19 protein-coding genes, 1 tRNA gene and 1 pseudogene are annotated in these 21375 nt (G+C 69.8%); 7 read left to right on the plus strand and 14 right to left on the minus strand.

The annotated features are described in order from the left end of the window. Positions 1-26: 26 nt before the first annotated feature. From ACWGKQ_RS10570 to ACWGKQ_RS10590, 5 genes are all read right to left on the minus strand, one after another. Positions 27-944, minus strand: coding sequence for an ABC transporter permease (locus tag ACWGKQ_RS10570; RefSeq protein WP_453291496.1), 918 nt, complete (start codon positions 942-944; stop codon positions 27-29). A 4-nt stretch (positions 945-948) separates the two neighbouring features. Further along, entirely contained in the window at positions 949-1902 is a 954-nt protein-coding gene (locus ACWGKQ_RS10575) for an ABC transporter permease (RefSeq protein WP_453291497.1), read from the minus strand. A 10-nt stretch (positions 1903-1912) separates the two neighbouring features. Continuing rightward, the gene (locus ACWGKQ_RS10580) at positions 1913-3697 is read right to left on the minus strand and encodes a peptide ABC transporter substrate-binding protein (RefSeq protein ID WP_453291498.1); all 1785 of its coding nucleotides are present in this window, start codon (positions 3695-3697) and stop codon (positions 1913-1915) included. 649 nt (positions 3698-4346) lie between these two features. Next, complete coding sequence (gene pip, locus ACWGKQ_RS10585; protein ID WP_453291499.1) at positions 4347-5306, minus strand: prolyl aminopeptidase; 960 nt, start codon at positions 5304-5306, stop codon at positions 4347-4349. Positions 5307-5804: 498 nt separating this feature from the next. Beyond that, positions 5805-6200, minus strand: coding sequence for a hypothetical protein (locus ACWGKQ_RS10590; RefSeq protein ID WP_453291500.1), 396 nt, complete (start codon positions 6198-6200; stop codon positions 5805-5807). Positions 6201-6434: 234 nt separating this feature from the next. Between ACWGKQ_RS10590 and ACWGKQ_RS10595 the strand changes: the two genes are divergently transcribed. Continuing rightward, positions 6435-7514 carry a hypothetical protein gene (locus tag ACWGKQ_RS10595; RefSeq protein WP_453291501.1) on the plus strand — a complete coding sequence of 360 codons (1080 nt, stop codon included), beginning with the start codon at positions 6435-6437 and terminating at the stop codon, positions 7512-7514. A 20-nt stretch (positions 7515-7534) separates the two neighbouring features. Here the strand turns inward: ACWGKQ_RS10595 and ACWGKQ_RS10600 are convergent. Further along, a pseudogene (locus tag ACWGKQ_RS10600) lies at positions 7535-7663 on the minus strand (peptidylprolyl isomerase); the annotation flags it as partial. A 167-nt stretch (positions 7664-7830) separates the two neighbouring features. On the opposite strand from ACWGKQ_RS10600, the gene ACWGKQ_RS10605 reads away from it, so the two are divergent. Next, the gene (locus ACWGKQ_RS10605) at positions 7831-8646 is read left to right on the plus strand and encodes an SAM-dependent methyltransferase (RefSeq protein WP_453291502.1); all 816 of its coding nucleotides are present in this window, start codon (positions 7831-7833) and stop codon (positions 8644-8646) included. A 227-nt stretch (positions 8647-8873) separates the two neighbouring features. Here the strand turns inward: ACWGKQ_RS10605 and ACWGKQ_RS10610 are convergent. The 7 genes from ACWGKQ_RS10610 to ACWGKQ_RS10640 all read right to left on the minus strand — a co-directional run bounded on the left by ACWGKQ_RS10610 (position 8874) and on the right by ACWGKQ_RS10640 (position 15558). Continuing rightward, positions 8874-8951: transfer RNA gene (locus ACWGKQ_RS10610), tRNA-Met, on the minus strand. Positions 8952-9390: 439 nt separating this feature from the next. After that, positions 9391-9882 carry a TerD family protein gene (locus tag ACWGKQ_RS10615; RefSeq protein WP_453291553.1) on the minus strand — a complete coding sequence of 164 codons (492 nt, stop codon included), beginning with the start codon at positions 9880-9882 and terminating at the stop codon, positions 9391-9393. Beyond that, positions 9819-11129, minus strand: a complete 1311-nt coding sequence (locus ACWGKQ_RS10620; RefSeq protein WP_453291503.1) for a hypothetical protein — start codon at positions 11127-11129, stop codon at positions 9819-9821. Before ACWGKQ_RS10620 ends, ACWGKQ_RS10615 begins: the two co-directional genes overlap by 64 nt. Positions 11130-11341: 212 nt before the next feature. Further along, positions 11342-11782, minus strand: coding sequence for a DUF3761 domain-containing protein (locus tag ACWGKQ_RS10625; protein ID WP_453291504.1), 441 nt, complete (start codon positions 11780-11782; stop codon positions 11342-11344). Between the two features lie 412 nt (positions 11783-12194). Then, the gene (locus tag ACWGKQ_RS10630) at positions 12195-13724 is read right to left on the minus strand and encodes a CoA transferase (protein WP_453291505.1); all 1530 of its coding nucleotides are present in this window, start codon (positions 13722-13724) and stop codon (positions 12195-12197) included. A gap of 108 nt (positions 13725-13832) precedes the next feature. Further along, a complete protein-coding gene (locus tag ACWGKQ_RS10635) occupies positions 13833-14786 on the minus strand; it encodes a 3-hydroxyacyl-CoA dehydrogenase NAD-binding domain-containing protein (protein ID WP_453291506.1) in 954 nt (317 codons plus the stop codon). 37 nt (positions 14787-14823) lie between these two features. Further along, positions 14824-15558: an acetoacetate decarboxylase gene (locus ACWGKQ_RS10640; protein ID WP_453291507.1), complete on the minus strand. Its 735-nt coding sequence runs from the start codon at positions 15556-15558 to the stop codon at positions 14824-14826. A gap of 207 nt (positions 15559-15765) precedes the next feature. Here ACWGKQ_RS10640 and ACWGKQ_RS10645 point away from each other — a divergent pair, with 207 nt between their 5' ends. The 5 genes from ACWGKQ_RS10645 to ACWGKQ_RS10665 all read left to right on the plus strand — a co-directional run bounded on the left by ACWGKQ_RS10645 (position 15766) and on the right by ACWGKQ_RS10665 (position 20101). Continuing rightward, positions 15766-16218 carry a MarR family winged helix-turn-helix transcriptional regulator gene (locus tag ACWGKQ_RS10645; protein ID WP_453291508.1) on the plus strand — a complete coding sequence of 151 codons (453 nt, stop codon included), beginning with the start codon at positions 15766-15768 and terminating at the stop codon, positions 16216-16218. Positions 16219-16497: 279 nt separating this feature from the next. After that, positions 16498-17643: an SPFH domain-containing protein gene (locus tag ACWGKQ_RS10650; RefSeq protein WP_453291509.1), complete on the plus strand. Its 1146-nt coding sequence runs from the start codon at positions 16498-16500 to the stop codon at positions 17641-17643. A gap of 47 nt (positions 17644-17690) precedes the next feature. After that, entirely contained in the window at positions 17691-18773 is a 1083-nt protein-coding gene (locus tag ACWGKQ_RS10655) for a hypothetical protein (protein ID WP_453291510.1), read from the plus strand. 150 nt (positions 18774-18923) lie between these two features. Further along, positions 18924-19499 carry an RNA polymerase sigma factor gene (locus ACWGKQ_RS10660; RefSeq protein WP_453291554.1) on the plus strand — a complete coding sequence of 192 codons (576 nt, stop codon included), beginning with the start codon at positions 18924-18926 and terminating at the stop codon, positions 19497-19499. Continuing rightward, the gene (locus ACWGKQ_RS10665) at positions 19496-20101 is read left to right on the plus strand and encodes a hypothetical protein (protein ID WP_453291511.1); all 606 of its coding nucleotides are present in this window, start codon (positions 19496-19498) and stop codon (positions 20099-20101) included. Before ACWGKQ_RS10660 ends, ACWGKQ_RS10665 begins: the two co-directional genes overlap by 4 nt. 116 nt (positions 20102-20217) lie before the next feature. Here the strand turns inward: ACWGKQ_RS10665 and ACWGKQ_RS10670 are convergent, their stop codons facing one another. Beyond that, on the minus strand, positions 20218-21270 hold the full coding sequence (locus ACWGKQ_RS10670; RefSeq protein ID WP_453291512.1) for a fatty acid desaturase family protein: 1053 nt from the start codon (positions 21268-21270) through the stop codon (positions 20218-20220). Between the last annotated feature and the right edge of the window lie 105 nt (positions 21271-21375).

Consider the following 21375-nt stretch of genomic DNA (forward strand, 5'->3'; position numbering starts at 1 on the left):
GTGTTGTCCTCGCATCGTCACAGCGGTCACGGGCGTTGCAGTCGGACGTCCAGGGCGTCATGGACGGCGTCGCCGATCAGGTTGAACGCCACCACGGTGGTGATCAGGATCGTCGCGGGCGGGTAGACCAGCCACCAGTAGCCGTCGTAAAGGGAGTTGAGCCCGGCGGAAAGCATGGAGCCCCAGTCGGCGTGCGGCGGGGGCAGCCCGAGTCCGAGGAAGCTCAGGGCCGACAGGGTGAGGATCGAGTCGGCGATGGTGAAGGTGCCGCTGACGATGATGACGCCGGCGGCGTTCGGCACCAGGTGGCGTAGGACGATGCGCCCCGAGGTGCCGCCCATCATCCGTGCGGCCTGGACGAACTCCCGCGACCGCAGGCTGAGTACCTCGCCCCTGACCAGGCGTGCGGCCCCGAGCCAGGACAGCAGCGACAGCAGCACGACGATCAGCCACAGGCTGGGCGTGAACAGGCTGACCATGATCAGCAGCAGGACGATGCCGGGGACGGCCAGGAACGTGTCGATGACCCGCATCATGACCGCGTCGACGACTCCGCCGGCATAGCCGGCTACGGCACCGTACAGCGTGCCGACGACGGTCGTGGCGAGGGCCACGGCAAAACCGAGTTCGAGCGACGACTGCCCGCCCGTCATCAGCCGCCCCAGCACGTCGTATCCGGAGGCGTCCGTGCCCAGCGGATGCCCGGCGCCGGGCGCGAGATCGTTCAGGTCCAGCCGGACGGTGGTCTGGTCGGTCCGGTACAGCAGCGGCCCGATGAAGCAGAAGGCGGCGATCACCGCGACCATGCCCAGTCCGACCAGGGCCCGCCGGTTGCGCACGAACGCTGTCAGCAGCGGGCGGGAGCCGCGCACAGCGGTCGCCGGGGCCGCGGGTTCGGGCGCGCCCGGCGATTCGGGCGCAGGCTCGGGTTCGGGCAGGTCCACGGGTTCAAGCGTCGACATAGCGGATCCGGGGGTCGAGGAGGCCGTAGGCGATGTCGGCGAGGAGGCTGCCGACGACGGTGGCCACACCGACCACCAGGGTCGAGCCGAGCAGGATCGGGTAGTCCTTGCTGGTGGCGGCCTGGTAGAACAGCAGCCCCATGCCCGGGTAGTTGAACACCGACTCGGCGATCACCGCGCCGGCGACGATGTTCGGGGCGGCCAGCCCCAGAACGGTGATGACCGGCAGCAGGGAGTTGCGCAGGACGTGCCGGAGCAGGACCAGCCGCTCCGGCAGTCCCTTGGCGCGGGAGACGCGTACGTAGTCCTGTGCCAGGGTGGTGATGGCCGACGACCGCATGTACCGGCTGAACCCGGCCACGCTGACCAGGCTCAGGGTGACCACCGGCAGGACCAGGGCCTGCGGGTCGGCCAGGATGCCGCCGACGGACTCGGCCTGTGGGGCCTGGGGCGGCAGCAGGTGCCACTGCACCGAGAAGACCGCGACCAGCAGCAGCGCGAAGAAGAAGTCCGGCATCGAGTACAGCACGAAGGAGACCACGGTGAGGACGTGGTCCGTGACGCGGTCCCGCCGCACCGCCTGGAAGATCCCCATCGGCAGGGCGACCGCGAGGGTGAGCAGCGTGGACAGCCCCAGCAGCACGGCGTCACGCGGCAGCCGCTGCGCGATCAGCGTGGACACGGACTGGTGCAGGGAGTACGACGTCCCGAAGTCGCCGACGGCGGCCTGCTTCACGAAGGTCACGAACTGCGCCGCCAACGGCCGGTCCAGGCCGTTGGCAGCGTTGAAGACGGAGATCCGCTCGGCGGTGGCCCGGGTCCCGAGGGTGGCCCGGGCGGCGCTGCCCGGCACCAGGTGGATCATGATGAACGTCAGGAGCATGACGCCGAACACCACCACGATCGCCTGCCCGGTCCGGCGGATGAGGTAAGCGGTCACAGAGCGCTCGTCACTTGGAGTAGCCCCAGTCTTCGAAGGTGTTCGCGCTGGAGAACGGGTTGAGCGGGACGACGCCCTGCAGCTTCGTCCGGTACACCAGCAGGCCTTCGCGCAACGGCAGCCACAACCAGGGCAGTTGACGGGCCGTGTAGTCCTCGTAGGCGGTGAACGCCTGGGCCGAGGAACCGTATTCGGTGGCCTTGACCAGTTGGTCCATCTTGGGGTCTGAGTAGCCGCCGGAGTTGTTGTAGCCGCCGGTGTCGAAGAACCCGGTGCCGTTGGGGTAGAGCGGATACGGGTCGTAGCCGAACTCCGCCAGCTGCCAGCCGCAGGTCGACGAGGGGTGGGACTTGGCGGTGCACGTGCCGATCTTGCTGATCAGCGTGTTGAACGGCTCGGACCTGAGGTTGACGGTGATCCCGGCCTGGGCCTCCGATGACTTGATGGCGGCGTTCTGCTCGTCCGTGGTGGCCCGGCCCGAGGAGTAGACCAGGTCGAAGGTCAGCGCCTGGCCTGCCTTGATGCCGGCTCCGCACTGCGAGGAGCCGGTCCCGGGGTTCTCACACGTCGTCGTCCCGCCCGGCACCACCTTCCAACCGTGCGCCTGCAGGAGCGCCTTCGCCTTGTCAGGGGAGTACGGATACGGCCCGCCGGCCTTCTCCAGGGCCGACACCCACGGCCCGCCGGCCTTGACCGGTACGGGTCCGTTACCCGGATCCGCGTAGCCGCTGTAGACCTTGGAGACGATCTGCGTGCGGTTGATCAGGTACTCGAAGGCCTGGCGCACGTACAACTGGCGCAGCACCGGGCCGACCGAAGAGTTGTACAGGTTGGGCAGGATCCCGGACACGCCGGGGATGGGCACGCTCGCGATCGAGTACCCGCTCGACTTGAGGGCCTCCGCCTGCTTGATGTCGTTCAGCGGAAGCGAGGCGACGTCGAGGGAGCTGCCCGAACGCAGGGCGTTGATCTCGGGGGTGTCGGTGGTGAAGGGCGTTTGGACGACCTTGTCGAGGACCGGCTTGGCGGAGCCGGAGTACGCGGTGTTGGGTACGTAGCTGTAGTAGCCGTTGGTGCGGAATTCGGCCAGCTTCCACGGCCCGTCCACGACCTGCCACAGGGGATTGGTCGCGAAGGCCGTCGTCTTGGCGCCTTCCTTCTGCAGGTAGGCGTACACGGCCTTCGCGCCCGCGGTGGTCGTGTCGTGGTCGCCGACCGCGCCCGTCGCGGAGGTCTTGTCCCAGGCGTGCTGCGGGAGCAGCGGGATGGTGCTGAGCACGTCGTCGGTGTAGAAGTCCGGGTTGTACGCCTTGGTGAGGTCCAGCACCACGGTGTGGGCGTCCGGTGTGGTCACCTTCGAGACGTCCTCGGGGAAGAGCCCGACGAGATGGGCGTTCCAGTTCGAGGCGTTCGCCTTCAGCAGGTTGTAGACGAAGGTGAAGTCACGGCTCGTGATCGGCCGGCCGTCCGACCAGTTCCAGCTCTTGAGGTGGATGGTGAGCCGTTTGTTGCCGTTCGTGTAGTCGAGGGAGGTGAACAGGCTCTTCTCCTTGTTCACCACCGACTTGGCGCCGTCTCCTGCGTACACCAGGTAGGGCCACATGGCCTGGGTGAGGTTGGCGTTGTAGCCGTTCTGGTTCGTCGCGGGTGGCAGCGGAAAGATGAAGTCGGGCACCGCGCCCACCTCCGCGATGGTGACCGTTCCGCCTCGCTTGACGGGTTTTTTGGCGGGATGGGCGCTCGCGCCGTTGGTGATCGCTCCGTTGCCGCCTCCGGTGCATGCGACGGCAACCATCGCCAGGGTTAACGCGCCCACGGCGGCTCTCAGTCGATGGATAGTGCGCATGCGGGTCCTCGCCTCTCTGCTCTGACGACGCCACGTCCGAATCAACCCCACCCGTAACGGCATGCTCATGCCAATCACGGCTTCATGGGCCTACCCGTGGCGTACGTGGTCCATGCTCGGCCGGAAACGATGCTCCCGCGCGTGCCAGTGCTTGCACGGTCACGCAGGGACTCGAGGAAAGTGAACCGATGTCCGGGTCAGGCCCCGGGCATCCTCAACGACAGCAGCTACAACAGCGGCGCACGATGCGACGGCGATGGGCGTCGATGCGTACCGTGACAACAGCCGTGCTGGTGGAGTTCACGGGCCTCACTATAAAGGGGGAACCGGCGCGGCGACAGCGTTGTCGATCCTCCTGACAAGCCGCATCCGCGGCGATTGAGCCCATTCCGTGCGCCCAGTAGGGGTCGGCGACCTGCCCAGTGCAATGCGATCGATTCGGCCTGGGGCGAACCGGCAGGCGCAGAAGGGGAAGCCGCGGGCCGACCGTGCCCCGGTCCGGGTCAACGTCTCGGACCGGGTGCCGGCGGCCAGACGCGCCGACTGTGCGGCGCGGAATCCGAAGGTCAAGTTCGACGTCTTCTACGTGCCCTGAGGATCACCGGTTCTTGAACTCCTCGATGGCCGTCCGGACCGCCTCCTGCATCGCGTCGCTTCCGGCGTGTCCGGAGTCCTCGATGATGTGGAGCCGCGCGTCCGGCCACGCCTTCGCCAGCTCCCACGCCGTCTGTACCGGGCAGCCCATGTCGTGTCGGCCGTGGACCAACACTGCCGGGATCCCGGCCAGCTTGTGGGCGTTGCATAGCAGTTGGTCCTCGTCCAGCCATGCGCCGTTGCTGAAGAAGTGGGCGCAGATCCGTACGAATGCGATCTGCGCGTCGACTTCGCGATCGCTGTACATGCCGGGCATGCCGTTGGGCTCGTTCGAGATGACCGCGTCCTCCCAGGCGAGCCAGTCGGCAGCGGCCTTCTCCCGGATCGCCCGGTCAGGGTTCTCCATCAGCCGCGCGTAAGCCGCCAGCAGGTCGCCGTCCCGCTCCTCCTCGGGGACGGCGTCGCGGAACCGGTCCCACGCCTCGGGGTAGAACCGCCCGGCACCCCGGTAGAGCCAGTCGATCTCGGTACGGCGGGTCGTCGTGACGGCTGGGATGACCATTTCAGTGACACGCGCGGGGTGCTGCTGCGCATAGGCCAGGACGAGTGTCGCGCCCCAGGAGCCGCCGTTCAGCAACCACCTTTCGATGCCGAGGTGCTCGCGGAGCCGCTCCATGTCGTCGATCAGGTGCTGTGTGGTGTTCAGACTCATGTCCGCCGCCGGGTCGCTGGCGTGCGGGGTGCTGCGACCGCAGTTGCGCTGGTCGAAGCGGATGACGCGGTAGCGCTCGGGATCCCAGGCCCTTGTCGGCCGCTGGGGCGCGCCGGACCCTGGGCCGCCGTGGACGTTGAGGGCAGGCTTGCCTTGAGGGTTGCCGTATTGTTCGTAGTAGATGCGGTTGCCGTCTCCGGCGTCGAGAAATCCATTGTCGTAGGGATGAGTCGGAGGGTAGAGATCAACCATGACCGTCGACCCTACGGGGTGATCGCGGTTGAGTTCCGTGATTTCTTTCCCAACTTGCCGCATTACACGGGTGTTGAGCTGACAGACGAGCGAAGCCTTTGGCAGGTGGGGTTTCCGACAAGGGAACCCGTGCTCACCAGAGACTTCGCGTGCCTGTCCATCCGTCCGGGCTGGGTCCGCTTTTGGGCCCCTTCGAGCGACCCGCAGCCTCTTCAACAGCACCCGATGCAGTTCGTCCCACACGCCGGCCCGTAGCGATACGTGGATGACGGCCTCGACCCAACGGTCGCGGCCCTACGTGCGTATTCGTAATTGATCGTGATCCCGAGGGCTTCGTAGAGCGGGCTCTTCTTCTCTGTGTCGACGGTCTGCACGCGTTTTGCGATGTCTCCGGGTCTCTCAATGATCTCCCGGATCTGGTCGGCGCTGAGGGGAGTTTCCTTCTATCGAGTGGCGGCACGTCGTAGAGGTCGAGGGTCACGGTGGCCGGGTCGGAGGTCAGGTCGGCGCGGCCGAGCCCGGAGTCCCACTGGTCGCCGTAGCCGAACCAGATCCGGCCCTCGGTCGGAGCGATCCAGCGCGGCGCCGTCCCGGCGCCGGTCGGGTACTCGGCGGTCTGCGTGAGCGTCGTGGTGTCGAACGCGACGATCTCGTCCGCTCCGGTGACCGCGGCGTCAGGGTGCTGCCGTCCGGGCTCGGCTGGAGATCGGACACCTGGGGCAGGCCGGTGAGCTTGTCGAGCACCGTGCCCTTGTAGCCGACGACGGTGTCGTTCACGGTGCCGTCGCTGATCGGCACGCCGGTGTCGGCGGCCGCCGGGCCGGCCGTCGCGAGCACCGCGGAGCTGAAGAGGGCTGCCGTCGCGACGGCAGCCGGAAGTATGCGGATACGCACGGTGATTGGACCCCAAAGGACGTGAGGCCGCTGGGTGCGGCCTGTACCGGCCCGTAGCCGGTGAGCGGAGGCTGGGCCACAGCCCCGACACCCCACGCGGCACCCTCGGTTCTGTACAGGCAGGCCCGCCAGTGGATTTGTCCACGAGCCCCGTCGACAGCAGGTGGCGGTCCGAGGGACTTGAACGGTCCTGGCCTGATGACGCCGGACAGACCTCGGGCCTAGGGTGTGCCGGTGATCTTCAAGAGGAAACGGGAGGCTTCTGGCCTCGCCGCCACCGTGTCCGAGCTGGAGGAGGCGGTTGCCGCTCGCGATGGCGACCGCACCGGGCGTGCCTTCAACGCTGTGCTGAACGGTGTGCAGTCTGCGTCGGATGCCGAACGCGTCGTGGCGGGGCCCCGGTTGGCCGCTCTGCTCCCCGCTTTCCCGCCCACCGGCCCGAGGCCGATGCTGGCGACGGCGGCCGGCTTCTGCGTCGAGCGCGGGGCCGATCCGGCGGCCTGCGCCGAGCCGATCCTCGGCGGCGTCCACCGGGACCTTCTCGATGCCCGGGAGTTCGCCCGCCGCTGGACCGCCACCGGCGCAGCCGAGGACGCACTGCCGGAGTCGGACGAGAAGATCATTGACGACGCGCTGCTGGCCCGCCTCGGCGGCGACGTGTACGAGGCCACGCGGCTGGCGCTGGCCTGGTGCTCGGTCGAGGAGTGGCAGCCGCCCGCGCTGGCCGTGCTGTGCCGTAGCGCAGAGGTGCGCCGTGGGCACGCATCCGCGATCCTCCCCGCCTGCCGCGAGTTGGCGTCCCTGGAGCGGCACGACCTCAAGTGCCTGGCCTACGCGCTGGCGGTTCTGGACGACGAGCCCCTTGTGGTGCTGCACAGGCCCACCGGGATTGGGTTCGAGGTGCGCATCGGCGGCATCGGGGACAACTTCCAGTTGCACACGTTGCTCGCCCACGTCCTCGTCGGCGGCGGCTACGTGCCCGGCGCCGCGCCTTCGGCGGAGAGCGTCCGCCTGGCCACGGACCCCGAGCCTGCTCAGGGACGCACCCAGACCGTAGCGACCGGAGCCTTCGAACTCCTCGGCCCGAACGGCGAGCGGATCTGGAACGAGGGGCTGCCCGACGACATACCCGTGGTGGAGGGGCGTCGCCTGCTCGTGCTCGACGAGCCGACATACCAGCGCAGTTGGAACGCCGACCGGTTCTTCCCGCATCTCCCCGGCACGGTCGAGCTGACCCGCGTTCTGACCGCAGACGAGGCGCGGACCTGGTTCGCACGCACGTCACCCGGCAATGGGATCCGCCGACCTTCCTGAATCAGCAAACGGGGCGTCGGCTGACCGGCCCCCGGGTGGACCCCATTGCGCTCGCCGGTCGCCGGTTCCACGAAGTTCTTGACCGTCTGGGGCGCGTGGTTCGGCAAGCGCCGGACCTCGATGTCGCCCTGGTCGGTCTTCAGCGTCACGCTCTTCCGCCATGATGATCCTTCGGTGTGCGGTCTGCCGGCCCACCTGTTCCGGGACACGACGACGGCGGTGTACGGCAGAATGACGCCCACCGATGTGCATAGCGCAGCCGTGACCGCAAGTGCCCTGTTTCACGCGGTCCTTGGGCGTGCGAGGAGAGGAAGACGTGAGCGAGAACCAGAGCGCCACCGCCGCAGTGCAGCGACTCGACACTGGCACGGCGCACAACGCTCGCGTGTGGAACTACTGGCAGGGCGGCAAGGACAACTACGAGGTCGACCAGCAGGTAGGCGATCACGTTGCCGGAATGATCCCCGTCATCCGCGACATCGCGCGCGCCGACCGGGAGTTCCATGGCCGCGCCGTGCGCTGTCTGGCGGAGAAGCACGGCATCCGTCAGTTCCTCGACATCGGCACCGGCCTGCCGGCCTTGGAGAACACCCACGAGATCGCCCAGCGGATCGCCCCCGAGTCGCGGATCGTGTACGTCGACAATGACCCCATCGTGCTCGCGCACGCCCGCGCCCTGCTGACCAGTGCCCCGGAAGGCGCCACCGACTACATCGACGCCGATGTGCACGACCCGGACACCATTCTGCGCATCGCCGGACGGACACTCGACTTCACCAAGCCCACCGCACTCATGCTGCTCGGCATCCTCAACTTCGTCCTCGACGGTGACGAGGCTCGGGCCATCGCACGTCGGCTCGTGGAGGCGCTGTCCCCCGGCAGCTTCCTCGTACTGACCCATCCCACCACGGAGCCCGAACTCGGCGGCGACCTCCAGCTCGAGGCGATGGAGTTCTGGAACGCCAACGCCAAACCGCCGGTCACCGCCCGCAGCAGCGAGGAGGTCGCCCAGTACTTCGACGGACTCACGCTCCTGGAGCCCGGGCTCGTGTCCTGCTCGCTGTGGCGGCCGGAGCCCGGCGAAGAGCCCACGGTCGTACCCCAGCTGGGAGCCGTGGCGCTGAAGCCGTGATCTTTCGCTTCACCTCGCTGCCGCGCACACTCACCGGCAGGCCCGCCCCTCGTTCCTGACGCCGGCCTCGCTACCTACCGCCCGGTGGGACATCTTGGCGCTGGTCAACGCCGGCGCCGTTGACGTGTGAAGGCACCCGGATGCGGCTGGCGACGGCGTATGACCTGGAGTCCTGCTGCCGAACGACTCCGGCCCCCGGCGACGAAATGTCGCCGGGGGCCGGATGTTGGTAGCGGGGGCGGGATTTGAACCACGCGACCTCTGGGTTATGAGCCCAGCGAGCTACCGAGCTGCTCCACCCCGCGTCGGTGTCTTTACCCTACGCCATCCGCGCGGCGCCGACAGGGATTTATGCCGTCGGGCCTGTAGGTTCCGCGACTTCGTCAGCAATGGGGCCCGTTCGTCAGCAGTGGATCAGCAGAACCCGGGGCTCGGCGAGCAACGGATCTCTCGGCCTGCGGCTTCTCGGTGTCGCCCGATCGCGAGGGCTGGACGTCCCGAGTCGGACTGCTCAGGATCCGGCGACGGAGCCCGAGGACGCCAGTGCCCGCTGCCGCCAACGCCACAGGTCAGGGTCCCGCGATTGCTGACGAAGCCGCGGGACCTGCAGGGCCGTCCCTCGGGTCTGCCACTGTGCGGCACGAGGCTGGGGTGGTCGCACGGCGGTGAGCCCTTTGCCGCCCACTCGTCGCGAAGGCGCCGCCCCTCAGCCGGTGGTTCTCGCGCACGAAGCCGCTGACTGGCCTATGTGACGTTGACGCCGTGGGCCCGGGCGAGGCCGTCGAGGCCGTCGGCCCAGCCTTGGCCGACGGCGCGGAGTTTCCAGACCTGCTGGCCGTTGGCGGTGTGTCGGTAGAAGTCGGCGACGGCCATGGCGCGGATGTCGGGGTCGGCGGGCGGCTGGAAGGTCCAGGCGGCCCCGGTGACGCAGTCCGTGTACAGACTTGCGTGGGTGAGGGCGCCGCAGGTCAGGCCGGTGTCGACGGCCATGTTGATGGCGACCGTGACGCGCTGGATGTGGGCGGGCAGGGCGACAAGGTGAAGGGCTGCGCGTTCGACGGTGTGCGGACCGTCGGGCTGCTTGCCCAGCAGGCGGGCCGCGCCCTGCGCGGCGGAGGGCTGGTTGTAGAAGACGAAGTCCTCATCGCAGGTGACCTGGCCGTTGGCGCCGGTCAGGAAGAGGGTGAGGTCGGCATCGGCACCGGCGAAGCGAAGGCGATGAGCAGCCCTTGCCAGGCCTCCTCGGGCAGCACCAGGTTCTGTCCCGGCGTGAGTGCGGTCGCGGGGGCGCGGCTCGGCAGCGCGGGAGCGTGGGTCGGCGCCGCAGGAGCGGACGGCGGTGTCAGGCAAGCCGTCTGGCTCTGCCACTCGGCGAAGGCGCGGATCCGGTAGCGATCGGGCAGGGGAGCCGTGTGCCCGAGGGGGACGTTGGCGCGCAGGTCTCCGTCGAGGCCGGCCAGGGTCTCCTCGTCCGATCCGGCGTCTTCCTGGGCGTGGTCGAGAAGGCTTTGCAGGCCGGCCAGCCGGCTGGTGTCCAGGGGCTTGATGGCGCTGGACAGGTTCCCGGAAGCGGTAGTGGTGACCGAGCAGGCGACGTCCTGGCCGATGTCGAGGAACCGCAGCGCGTCGGTCGTCTCCCGCCACGGGCCGGCCTCGACGGCCCGGCGCGTCCAGCGGCCGTAGGCCACGAACCCCAGACGCTGAGTGTCCGGCAGGCGCGTGAGCACGGCCAGGTCAACGGCCATGATCCCGGGCGCGACAGCGAACGCTTCTTTGAGGGTGGCCACGATGTTCGATCCCATCATGGTGAGCCACCACATGGTGCGGTCGCGTTTGTTCAGGGTCTTGAGAGTCGGGCGCCCGCCGGGGGTGACTCCTGGCATCTGAGAGGGCAGCGAGTCGATGTCCTGCTGCCGCATCACCACCGACAGCACAGCCCCGTCGACTCCCACCGCGCAGCCCGCGGCGGCGTTGTCGGAGAAGGCGTAGTTGACCGCCTCGCACACGGTCTCCTCGTCGTTGGCGACCAAGGCCTGCCACCACTGACCGGCCTCGGCGGTCAACTCGGTGTGGACGGCGGTCAGGCGCGCTTCCTCGGCCGCCAGGTAGGCGGGGGCGTCTTCCTCGGCCCTGCGCTTGGCCGCTGCCCGCTCGGCTCGGGCGAAGACCCCGAGCCCCGCCAAGTGATGGGTCTGGGCCTCTGCCAGGGCCCAGGCCAGGCTCAGCTGCTGGGGCCCGGGCACCACCGGCGGCCGGGCCGGCGTGAAGGACTGCAGGTGGACACTGGTCGTCTGCTGCCGCAGCTCCTTCAACTGGGCGATCGCCGCGTCCCGTTCCGCCTCCTGCTGGGCCCGCTCGGCCTGTCGGCGAGCACGCTCCAGCTGCGCTGCCGACGGGGCGACAGCCCGCGAGCCGGTCGTACGGCTCGTAGTGGTGCGACGGCGGCCTCCGCCCAGGGAACTGGAGGCATAGAACGGGCCCACTCCCGAAGAGATCCGCGTGCCGCCGCTGCCCATACTGATGCGCGCCGCGCGGGGCCCCACGGAGGTGCGTACACCCCGAGTGGAGATCCGCACGCTCATCCCCGGCACACCCACACGAAAGCCGAAAGCCATGGTTCCTCTCCGTTCCTGCCTTCCGCACGCAGCACACTGCTCTCGCCGAGTATTTCGCCCGACCGCAGTCGCAGCGGCTGCTATCTGTAGAAGACGGCGACACCGCCGTGATGGGAGCACGCTCCCTGGTGATGAGCGGCGTAGCTGTAGGTGCCGTCATTGCACAAGGCGGTAGCCCCTGCCGAATCAGCCGTGCCGCCGGAACTCGACGAGCCACCCGATGACGAACCACCGCTGCCGCTGCCCGAGGAGTCGGAACTTGACTTGCGCGTGGTCGCCGACGCCGGCTTGGCGGTCTTGGTCACGGTGACCGTGGGGGCCGGCGCCGCCGACTTCGTCACGGTGACCGTCGGGGCCGGCGCCGGCGTCTTCATGGCGGTCGCGGTGACGGTGACCGTGGGGCGCGGTGCGGGACTGGCCGCGCTGGAACTGCCGCCACCGAACGCGGCACCGACGGCGAGCAGCACGAAACCACCGACCCACACGCGCTTGCGCTTGTGCAGTGGGCGAATGTCAGGCATGCGGACAGGCTCAGGTGGACGGACGGCCCACGGCCCGGGCTGGTACTGACTCACGCGACGATCCCCCCATGACGGACACCCGGGCACACACGCACCCGGGGCAGCCGCATACTTTACAAAACATCCCCAGAAAACATGCAAGCCCCCCATGCGCCCCGAATGTTGGGCGAAGGTTGCGGTGATGCGGCGCTGGTGCGGCCCGAGCGGCGGGATCCGGTCACGGGGATGTCTGTGGGAACAACCCCGCGCCCGCAGGAGCCCCGCCGGCCGGGGCACGGTCCGTGTCACCCACCGCGGCCGATGTGGAGACGCCTTCCGCAGGGCATCAGGCTGTCAGTCGTTCGGTCGTCCTGGAGCGATGGTTCCGGTCGATCCTGGTCGGGCAATTTGCGCGGGGTCGTAGCGGCGACGGTCAGCTGTGGCGGGGGAGCCAGAGCGGGGCGCTGCTGCCGCGGGGGAGCAGGGTGTCGCGGAAGCGGCCGGGGGTTTTGGACATGATGACCTGGTCGGTGACGCCCTGGTAGCGGCCGCAGGGGGTGTCCGCGGTGAAGGTGTCCGGGTCCAGGTAGGCGTGCGGGGAGCCGGGGTCCGGGTCGAGGGCGGTTTCGTGGGCGTGGGTGCGGTCGACGAGGCCGAGGCTGAGGATCCACGTGGCGATGCGGGTGAGGTTGAGGGTGATGCGGTAGCTGCCGCCTTCGGTGGCGCGGCGCATGAGGGCGGCGAGGGTGCCGGTGGTGGCCAGCCAGGACAGGACGTAGTCGTTGACGACGTTGATGTACGGCAGGGCCGGCTGGCTGGTCGGCCCGGCGGTGACGCCGTCCTCGCCCTCCATGAGCATGATGCCGGTGAGCGCGCCCGCAGTCTGGTCGAAGCCGACGCGGTGGGCCCATGGGCCGGTGTCGCCCGCGAGCGTGATGCTGACGTGGATGATGCCGGGGCGGACGGCCGCGGTCTCCTCGGCGCTCAGGCCGATCCGGTCCAGGTAGCCGGGGCGCCGGTTGGCGTAGAAGACGTCGGCGTCGCGAAGCAGGCCGTGGATCCTCGCGCGTCCCTCCGGGCTGTAGGGGTCGAGGGTGGTGGAGCGGACACCGACGTTGGCGGTGTTGTACGTGGAGTCGTGCTCGAGTTCGTTGGGGCGCCAGATGTTCAGTACGTCGGCGCCGTGCTGGGCCAGGTCCCGGCCGACGCCGGCGCCGGCGATGACGTGGCCCATGCCCAGGGCGCGTACGCCGGAGAGCGGCTGGTCGGCGGCGGCCGGGAGGGGTTCGGGCTCGCTGTCGCCGATCTTCTCGATCCTGATGAGCGGTTCCCGGGCGATGTACTCGTACGCCGGATGCCGGAGGAACTCCGCGGTGGTGCGCAGCATCGGCATGACCACACCGGCCTCGTCGCCGGCCTGCTCCAGGTCGGCGGCGTCCCACTGGGCGATGGCGTCCGCGACGGCCTGCTTCTCGGGCCAGGTGCGCAGCAGCCTGTAGACGGCGTTCCTGATCTTCGGGTAGGGGTTGAGCGGCATCACCCAGCGGTTGTCGCGGGTCCGGTAGAAGCCGAAGCCGAAGGGACTGTCCGGATCGGAGGAGTTGCCGCCCGGGTAGCCGTTGAGGAGTTCCCACTTCTGGTCGTAGAAGGGGCAGAGCCGGTGCGGGGCCTTGCGCAGGTCCATCGTGATGTCCTGGCCCTCGCCGCCGCGTTGCCGCCAGAGCGCGGCCAGGGCGACGGACTTGGCCGTCAGGCCGAGCGCGGGGACGGCGCCCAGGCGCATGACGCTCGGGACGATCGGGTCGCTGCCGATGAACGTGATCCTTCCGCCGCTGTCCTCGGGGCGCAGGCCGGCCGGGGCGAGGACGTCCCGCAGAGCCTGGTGGATGTCGAAGCCGTCGGCACCGGTCAGCGGACGGGCGAGGGCCTCGCGGATGCGGACGGTGAGTTCGTCGGTACTCATGGGGGCGACAACCTTTGCTGCGAGGTGGGGGGTGGGGGGAGGTGGTGAGGCGGAGTGCGGTGTGGGGGGGGGCGGACTCCCTAGGCGTCAGGCGTCAGGCGTCAGGCGTCAGACGCCAGGGGTCTCGGTGAGGGCGCGTATGACGGCGGTCTGCTTGCGGTCGCGTTCGGCGGCGAGTTCGCCGACGGTGCCTGTGAAGTCCTGCGCCTGTTCGGTCAGCAGCCGCCTGGTCGGCCCGTCGAAGGCGACCTCCTCCTCGGCCATGGCGGCCCAGCGGCTCTCCATGCCCGGGCCGAGGTGGTCCATGAAGTGGGCCAGGCCGCCCTCGCCGCCGCCGAGGTGGAAGGAACGGAAGGGACCGGCGACCGCCCATCGCGGGCCGATCGAGGCGGTGACGATGTCGTCGAGCTCCTGCATGGTGACCACGCCTTCGGTCACGAGATGCACGCACTCGCGGAAGATCGCCGACTGGAGCCGGTTGGCGACGAAGCCGGGCACCTCCTTGCGCAGCACCTGCGGACGCTTGCCGAGCGCGCGGTAGAAACGGCACGCGCGGTCGGCCGTCTCGGCGGAGGTCCGCTCGCCCGGTACGACCTCTACCAGCGGTACCAGGTGCGGCGGGTTGAAGGGGTGGCCGACGACGAGTCGTTCGGGGGCCTCGAGGACCGTGGCGATCTCGGTGGCGGGGATGCCGGAGGTGGAGGTGGCGAAGAGGGCACCGGCGGGCGCGTTCGCCTCGATGGTGCGCCAGATCGCGTGCTTGACGTCCAGCCGCTCCGGTCCGTTCTCCTGTATGAGGTCCGCCTCGCGGACCGCGGTGGCGAGATCGGGCTCGAAGGCGAGGCGGGCGGTGAGGTCCGTGGTGTCCAGCCCGAGCTCCGCCAGTGCGGGCGCGGTCTCGGCGATCTGGGCGCGCACGGCTTCCCGGACGTCCGGCTGGGGGTCGCTGACGGTGACGGACAGTCCGCGGGCCAGGAACAGTGCCGCCCAGGAGGCGCCGATGACACCCGCCCCGACCACGGTGGCGGTGCGGATCCCGGCGATGCCGGCGTTCTCGGGCATGGGGGAGCCTTTCTGTGCGTGAGTGCGGTGGCCCGGATCAGGCCAGGTAGTCGTGGACGACCTCGGCCCGGCCCAGGGTCAGGTCGGTGAGGATGTGGGAGACGGAGACCACCTCCAGGACCGGCAGGTCCGCGAGCGGGGCCAGGGCGTGGGCGAAGAGCTGCAGCCGGGCGGGACCGCTCCAGGAACCCTTGACGGTGAGGTCGCCGATCTGGGTGCGGACGAGTTCGCAGATGCGCGGCGACCCGTCGTAGTGCGGGAGCTTCTTGAGCATGAAGGCCGGCCGGGTGAGCTCGTCGCGTGCCGTCTCCGCGGCCAGGGGCGCGTGCTTGTAGCCCATGGTCGCGCGGGCGACCGGCAGCGAGCCGTAGTCGAGGGTGCCGACCAGGGTGTCGTGATCGACGTGGAGCCGAGGCCGGCCGAGCTTCTTGGGGAAGGCGCTGATCTCGCGTCCGGCGGCGATGGCCGGGAAGTTGTCCACGTACATCGACAGGTGGTACTCGCCCGTCTCGCCCTCGTACTCGACGACGGCGAGCTGGCCGGACTCCGTGTAGTCGCCCAGACCTGTGACGTCCGGCATCCGCATGACCTCGAAGCGGACCAGCGGCTCCACCACCCGCAGCGGCTCCGGCACGACGCGCTTCAGGGCCTCGGGATCGGTCCGGTAGGTGATGTTCAGGTACTCGCGGTCCGTGAACCGGTACGGGCCCATGGGGAAGGCCGGAGCATCCAGTGGTGTGGTCGGGACACGGACGACGTCCTCGGCTCGCATGGCTCTCGCCTGTCTTTCCGGCCCCTGTACCGCATCGGGCGGTACGGGACGAAGTAGTGCGTTCCCCTCCTGGGGTGGTTGCATTCTGCAACACTTCGAATGTAACTCTCCGTACCAATGATGCAAAATGCAACTTACGATGGACGGGTGTGCATATGATCACGTAACGGGTCCCGAGCCCGTGGCCCCGAAGGGAAGGACATGCAGGTGAGCGATGTCGACCTGGGCATCCCGGGGCTGGTCCGCGAGATGATGACGCTCTCCCGCCGGTTCCGGGCCAACGCCGAACGGCTCCACCCGGACCTGAGCTTCGTCGACTACTCCCTGCTGTCCGAGATCGCCGAGCGCGACGGGGCCCGAGCGGCGGACCTGGTCGGCCTCTACGGCATCAACAAGTCCACGATCAGCCGGCAGGTCGCCGCGCTGCACCGGGCCGGCCTCGTGGTGCGCGGGCCCGCGCCGGACAACCGCCGCGGCCAGCTGCTGCGCGTCAGCGACCAGGGCCGGGAACTCCTTGCCCGCGCCGACGCCCTCATGCACCGCGAGGTGGACAAGCGCACCGAAGGCTGGACCCGGCACGAGGTCCGGACCCTGCGCGGCCTGCTCGCCCGCTACAACGCGGCCGCCTCCGCCCTTCCGGAGGACCCCGGCCACGAGTGACCGCCGACGCGGCGGCCATCGACGCCGCGCACTCGGCGCTCGCGCCGTCCCGGAAGGCCGATGCACCGCCCGTCCGCCCGTCCGGGCGTGCGGAGCGTGGGCGGGCCGGGGGTGCGGAGCGTGGGCGGGCCGGGGGTGCGCACCCACCCGTAGCCCACGCTGACCGTATTGGGCATACTGTCGGCTGATCGCTTGATCGCCGCGCGGTCGCTGTCCCAGGACCGACCGGGGAGCGGCGGTCTCCGAGAACGCGGGGAGTGGGGGATTGTCGTGGGGCTGATGGACCGCATCCGCGGTGAGTTCATCGACATCATCGAGTGGACCGACGACGGCCGGGACACCATCGTGTGGCGCTTCCCGCGCTACGGCAACGAGATCAAGATGGGCGCCCGGCTCGTGGTGCGCGAGTCGCAGGTCGCCGTCTTCGTCAACGAGGGGCGGCTGGCCGACGTCTACGAGCCCGGCACGTACACCCTCTCCACCCAGAACATGCCGGTCCTGTCCACGCTCAAGGGCTGGAAGCACGGCTTCGAGTCGCCGTTCAAGGCCGAGGTCTACTTCGTCACCACCCGGCAGTTCACCGACTTCAAGTGGGGCACCCAGAACCCGGTGATCCTGCGGGACGCCGAATTCGGCATGGTCCGGGTCCGCGCCTTCGGCACCTTCGCCGCCAAGGTGGTGGACGCCGCCGCGCTGCTGCGCGAACTGGTCGGCACCGACCCGCAGTTCCGCACCGAGGAGGTCGGCGAACACCTGCGGCAGCTGATCGTCTCCAAGCTGGGCTCCGCGCTGGGCTCGTCCGGGGTGCCGCTCCTTGACCTCGCCGCCCGGCAGGACGGCATCGGGCAGCAGCTGGCCAAGGCGCTGACCCTGGAGCTGTCCTCCACCGGCATCGCCATCCCCCGGTTCTACATCGAGAACATCAGCGTCCCGCCGGAGGTGGAGGCGGCGATCGACACCCGCTCCCGGATGACGATCACCGGCAACCTGGACGACTACGCCAAACTGCAGGCGGCCGACGCGATCCCGATCGCCGCCGCCAACCCCGGCACCGGCGGCGAGGCCCTCGGGCTGGGCGTGGGCATGGCGCTCGGCCAGCGGATCGTGCAGAGCACGTCCGGTGCGGCGGCTCCCTCGGTCCCGGCCCCGGCAGCGCAGGCCCCGGCACAGCCCGCCTCCGCCCCCGCTCCCGCCGACGTCCCGCCGCCGCTGCCGACCGCGCCGCGCTGGTTCCTCGCGGTCGGCGGACAGCAGCAGGGCCCGTACGACGAGAGCGCGCTGGCCGGGCAGGTGGCGGCCGGCAACCTGACCCGTACGACGCTGGTCTGGCACAGCGGGCAGGCCGCCTGGCAGCCCGCGGACCAGGTACCGGAGCTGGCGTCGCTGCTCGCCGACGTCCCGCCGCCGCTGCCCCCGCAGGGCTGAGATCCGCCACCCGGAACTCCCGGCAACAGGGCACAAGGAGAAGTGAGTTGACGGATCAGGATGTCGCGCCGGCGCCCGACCGGGCGTTCCAGTGCGAGGCGTGCGGCGGGGTCTGCGAGTACGCGCCCGGGACGTACGCGCTGCGCTGCCCGTACTGCAAGCACGAACAGGACATCACGCCGATACCGCGGCAGGTGACCGAGCACCCGATCGAGGAGCTGGCCGCGCTGCCCCGCCGGGCAGCCGCGGCGGGCCGGGTGAAGGTGTACACCTGCCCCGGCTGCCACGCGGTGACGGAGAGCGACACGCTCAGCGACAAGTGCCCGTTCTGCGCCACACCGCTGGTCGCGGACGCCTCCGGCACCGAACGGGTGGTACCCGAGGCGGTACTGCCCTTCGGGGTGGGCCGCGAGCAGGCCCGTGACGCGCTGGCCAAGTGGACCAGGTCCCGCTGGTTCGCGCCCGACGAGTTGAAGAAGGTCACCGAGGCGGAGACCTTCCGGGGCAGCTACCTGCCGCACTGGACGTACGACGCGCAGACCACCACCGGGTACACCGGCGAACGCGGCGAGCACTACTGGGTGGAGGAGGAGGACTCCGAGGGCCGCAAGCGGCAGGTGCGGCACACCCGTTGGCATCACACCTCCGGGACGGTCGGCCGGTTCTTCGACGACGTGCTGGTGCCCGGCAGCAGCCAGGTGCCGGTGGAGGAACTGGACAAGCTGGCGCCTTGGCCGCTGCAGGAGACGGTGCCCCACCAGGACGAGTACCTGGCGGGCTTCCGCACCGTCCGGTACGACGTCGAGCCGGAGGCCGGCCTGGAGGCGGCGAAGGCGCGGATGGCGCCGGTGATCCGCGCCGACTGCAAGCGGGACATCGGCGGCGACGAGCAGCGGGTGCACTCGATGTCCACCTCCTACAGCGGTCTCACCTACAAGCTGGTACTGCTGCCCGTCTGGTTCCTGACCTACCTCCACGCAGGCAAGGCGTGGCCGGTGATGGTCAACGCCCGCACCGGCGAGGTCATCGGCGAACGGCCGTACAGCGCGGTGAAGATCACCCTGGCGTCGGTGGCCGGCGCGCTGCTGATCGCCCTGGTGGTGCTGCTCGTGGTGCTGCTGCGCCACTGAGGACGCCGTCGCCTGCCCCGGTGGGCCGGGTTGCGCGAGCGTCCTGACGGCCGCCGCAGACCGTGGCCGACGCCGTGAACCCGTGATGCGTCGGTACGTCCTCGCCTGAAAGGATCCGGCCGGTGCCGGACAGGACGGGTTGTGGAATCCATGACGGAGGACGAGGCGCGCCAGAGGCAGCGGGCGCGCTTCGAAGGACTGGCGCACGTGGTGGTGGAACCCCTGCACCGGTATCTGCTGCGACGGACGAGCGCCGACATGGTCGACGACATCCTGGCGGAGACGATGCTGGTGCTGTGGCGCCGCATCGACGTCGTCCCCGGCCTGGGGCCGGCGCCGGGTTCCCCGCCCGACCCCGATGACGTGCTGCCGTGGTGCTACGGGGTGGCCCGGGGCTGCCTGGCGAATGCCCGCCGTGCCGACGGGCGCCGGCTCCGACTGGTGGATCGGTTGATCCGGATGCAGGAGCAGCAGCCGGCCGGAGGCGCCGACCACAGCGATCTGCACGCCGCCCTCGCCGCCCTCGGTGCGCTGGACCGCGAGGTGGTGCGGCTGTGGGCGTGGGAGGGGCTGACGCCCCGGCAGATCGCCGAGGCGACCGGGCTGACGTCCAACGCGGTGAGCATCCGGCTGCACCGGGCAAAGAAGAAACTCGCCGAACAGTTGGTGCGAAAGCATGACGAACCGTCCGGACACAAGAGGGATGAAGGAAGGAGCGGTCAGTGAACGACGACGAGTTGCTGGCCCGGCTGAAGTCCGCGGACCCGGCGCTGACCCCACATGCTCCGCTGCCCGACATCGACCGACTTGTGGAGGACATCTTGACCACCGACACCGCACTGCTGACCGGCGACACGGCCCCCGCGAAGACGACTGCGCGACGGAGCCGCCGTCAGCTGCTCGGACTCGCGGCGGCCGCCGGTCTGCTGCTGCTCGGCGGCGGCATCGCCGGAGGAGTCATGGCGAACAACGGCAACGGGCACCCGGCCGCGGCCGGACCGCTGACACTCACCACGGCCGGCGGCTTCGGCGGCCAGAAGTGTGCGGCACCCACTCCCGACAGTCTGCGCGGGTACCCGACCCTCTTCGTGGGAACGGTCACCTCCGTCAAGGGCACCACGGTCACCTTCCGCGTCGACCACTGGCTGAAGGGCGGCGACAAGGAGACGGTCGTACTCGACAGCGACACGAGCCGGCCGGAGACGCTGACGTTCTCGGCGGGTGAGCGGTACATCGTGGCCGCCGAGAACGGCGTCGTCCCGGTGTGCGGCGCGAACGGGGCCTCGGACGAGACCGTCCAGGAGTTCCGCCAGGCATTCGGGAAGTAACGGAGAGCGGCCGCACGGAAAGTAGCGGAAAGCGGCCGCGCGGACGATCCGAGCCCACCGACGGCCGCGGTGGGCTCGGGCCGGTTCGGGCGGCCGGCGCCGCTGTCGGGGAGCCGTCAGGACGCCCTGCGCTGCCGCCTGATGGGTTCTCCCACCCGGTGCAGGTGGGTGAGGGCCTCCCGGTAGGACTGCAGCAGCCCGGTCTCGTGGTACGGCACGCCGATCTCCGCGCAGTACTCCCGCACGATCACCTGGGCGCGTCGCAGATGAGGTGTGGGCATGCTCGGGAACAGGTGGTGTTCGATCTGGTAGTTGAGCCCGCCGAGCATCAGGTCCGTGAACCAACCGCCCCTCACATTGCGGGAGGTGAGCACCTGACGCCGCAGGAAGTCGGGCCGCTCGTCGCCGGTGAAGGTCGGCATGCCCTTGTGGTTGGGGGCGAACGTACAGCCGAGATAGATCCCGAAGAGACACTGGTGCACGACGAGGAACGCCACGGCCCTGCCGGGGGAGAGCACCAGGAACAGCGCGGACAGGTAGGCCGCCAGGTGCAGGAGGAGCAGTACGCCCTCCAGCACCCGGTTCTTCATGGACGGCGAGCGCAGCGCCCGCAGGCTCGACACATGCAGGTTGAAACCCTCCAGCGCCAGCAGCGGGAAGAACAGGAACGCCAGGTGGCCGCCGATGAACCGGGCCAAGCCGGTGCTGTTGCGTGCCTGGTCGGTGGACCACACCACGATGTCCGGAGCGACGTCGGGGTCGAGCTCCTCGTGGTTGGGGTTGGCGTGGTGACGGGTGTGCTTGTTCATCCACCACCCGTAGCTCATGCCGATGGCGAGGTTGCCGAAGAGGCGGCCCCAGGTCTCGCTCGGGCGGCGCCGGCGGAAGACCTGCCGGTGCGCCAGATCGTGCGCCACGAGCGCCACTTGGCCGAAGACGAAAGCCATGGCGGCGGCGACAGCCAGCTGCCACCAGGTGTCGCCGAGCGCCAGGAAGGCCGCCCCGCCACCCAGCAGAGCGGCGATCACCAGGCCGAGCCGCACGGTGTAGTAGCCCGGCCGCCGGTTCAACAGGCCTGCCTCGCTGATGCGTTGGGAGAGCCTGGCGAAATCGCTGCCGGGACCGGAGGGCCGCGCACGGGCGACGGGAGCGTCGATGGAGAACGTCATACCGCCGAGTCTGGGCACGGCCGCACCGCGCCGACAGCGGGGCAGCCACCGGATCCGAAGGGGGACCGCCTCCTGCCCCTCCGGGGGTTACCACCACTCCCACGC

The sequence above is a fragment of the Streptomyces sp. NPDC054770 genome (assembly GCF_053611985.1).

Coding starts and splice junctions, on each gene's coding strand:
- ACWGKQ_RS10580 (WP_453291498.1), bottom strand. CDS start 3,697: ATGGTTGCCGTCGCATGCACCGGAGGCGGCAACGGAGCGATCACCAAC.
- pip (WP_453291499.1), bottom strand. CDS start 5,306: ATGGTTGATCTCTACCCTCCGACTCATCCCTACGACAATGGATTTCTC.
- ACWGKQ_RS10625 (WP_453291504.1), bottom strand. CDS start 11,782: ATGCCTGACATTCGCCCACTGCACAAGCGCAAGCGCGTGTGGGTCGGT.
- ACWGKQ_RS10630 (WP_453291505.1), bottom strand. CDS start 13,724: ATGAGTACCGACGAACTCACCGTCCGCATCCGCGAGGCCCTCGCCCGT.
- ACWGKQ_RS10635 (WP_453291506.1), bottom strand. CDS start 14,786: ATGCCCGAGAACGCCGGCATCGCCGGGATCCGCACCGCCACCGTGGTC.
- ACWGKQ_RS10640 (WP_453291507.1), bottom strand. CDS start 15,558: ATGCGAGCCGAGGACGTCGTCCGTGTCCCGACCACACCACTGGATGCT.
- ACWGKQ_RS10650 (WP_453291509.1), top strand. CDS start 16,498: ATGGACCGCATCCGCGGTGAGTTCATCGACATCATCGAGTGGACCGAC.
- ACWGKQ_RS10660 (WP_453291554.1), top strand. CDS start 18,924: ATGACGGAGGACGAGGCGCGCCAGAGGCAGCGGGCGCGCTTCGAAGGA.
- ACWGKQ_RS10670 (WP_453291512.1), bottom strand. CDS start 21,270: ATGACGTTCTCCATCGACGCTCCCGTCGCCCGTGCGCGGCCCTCCGGT.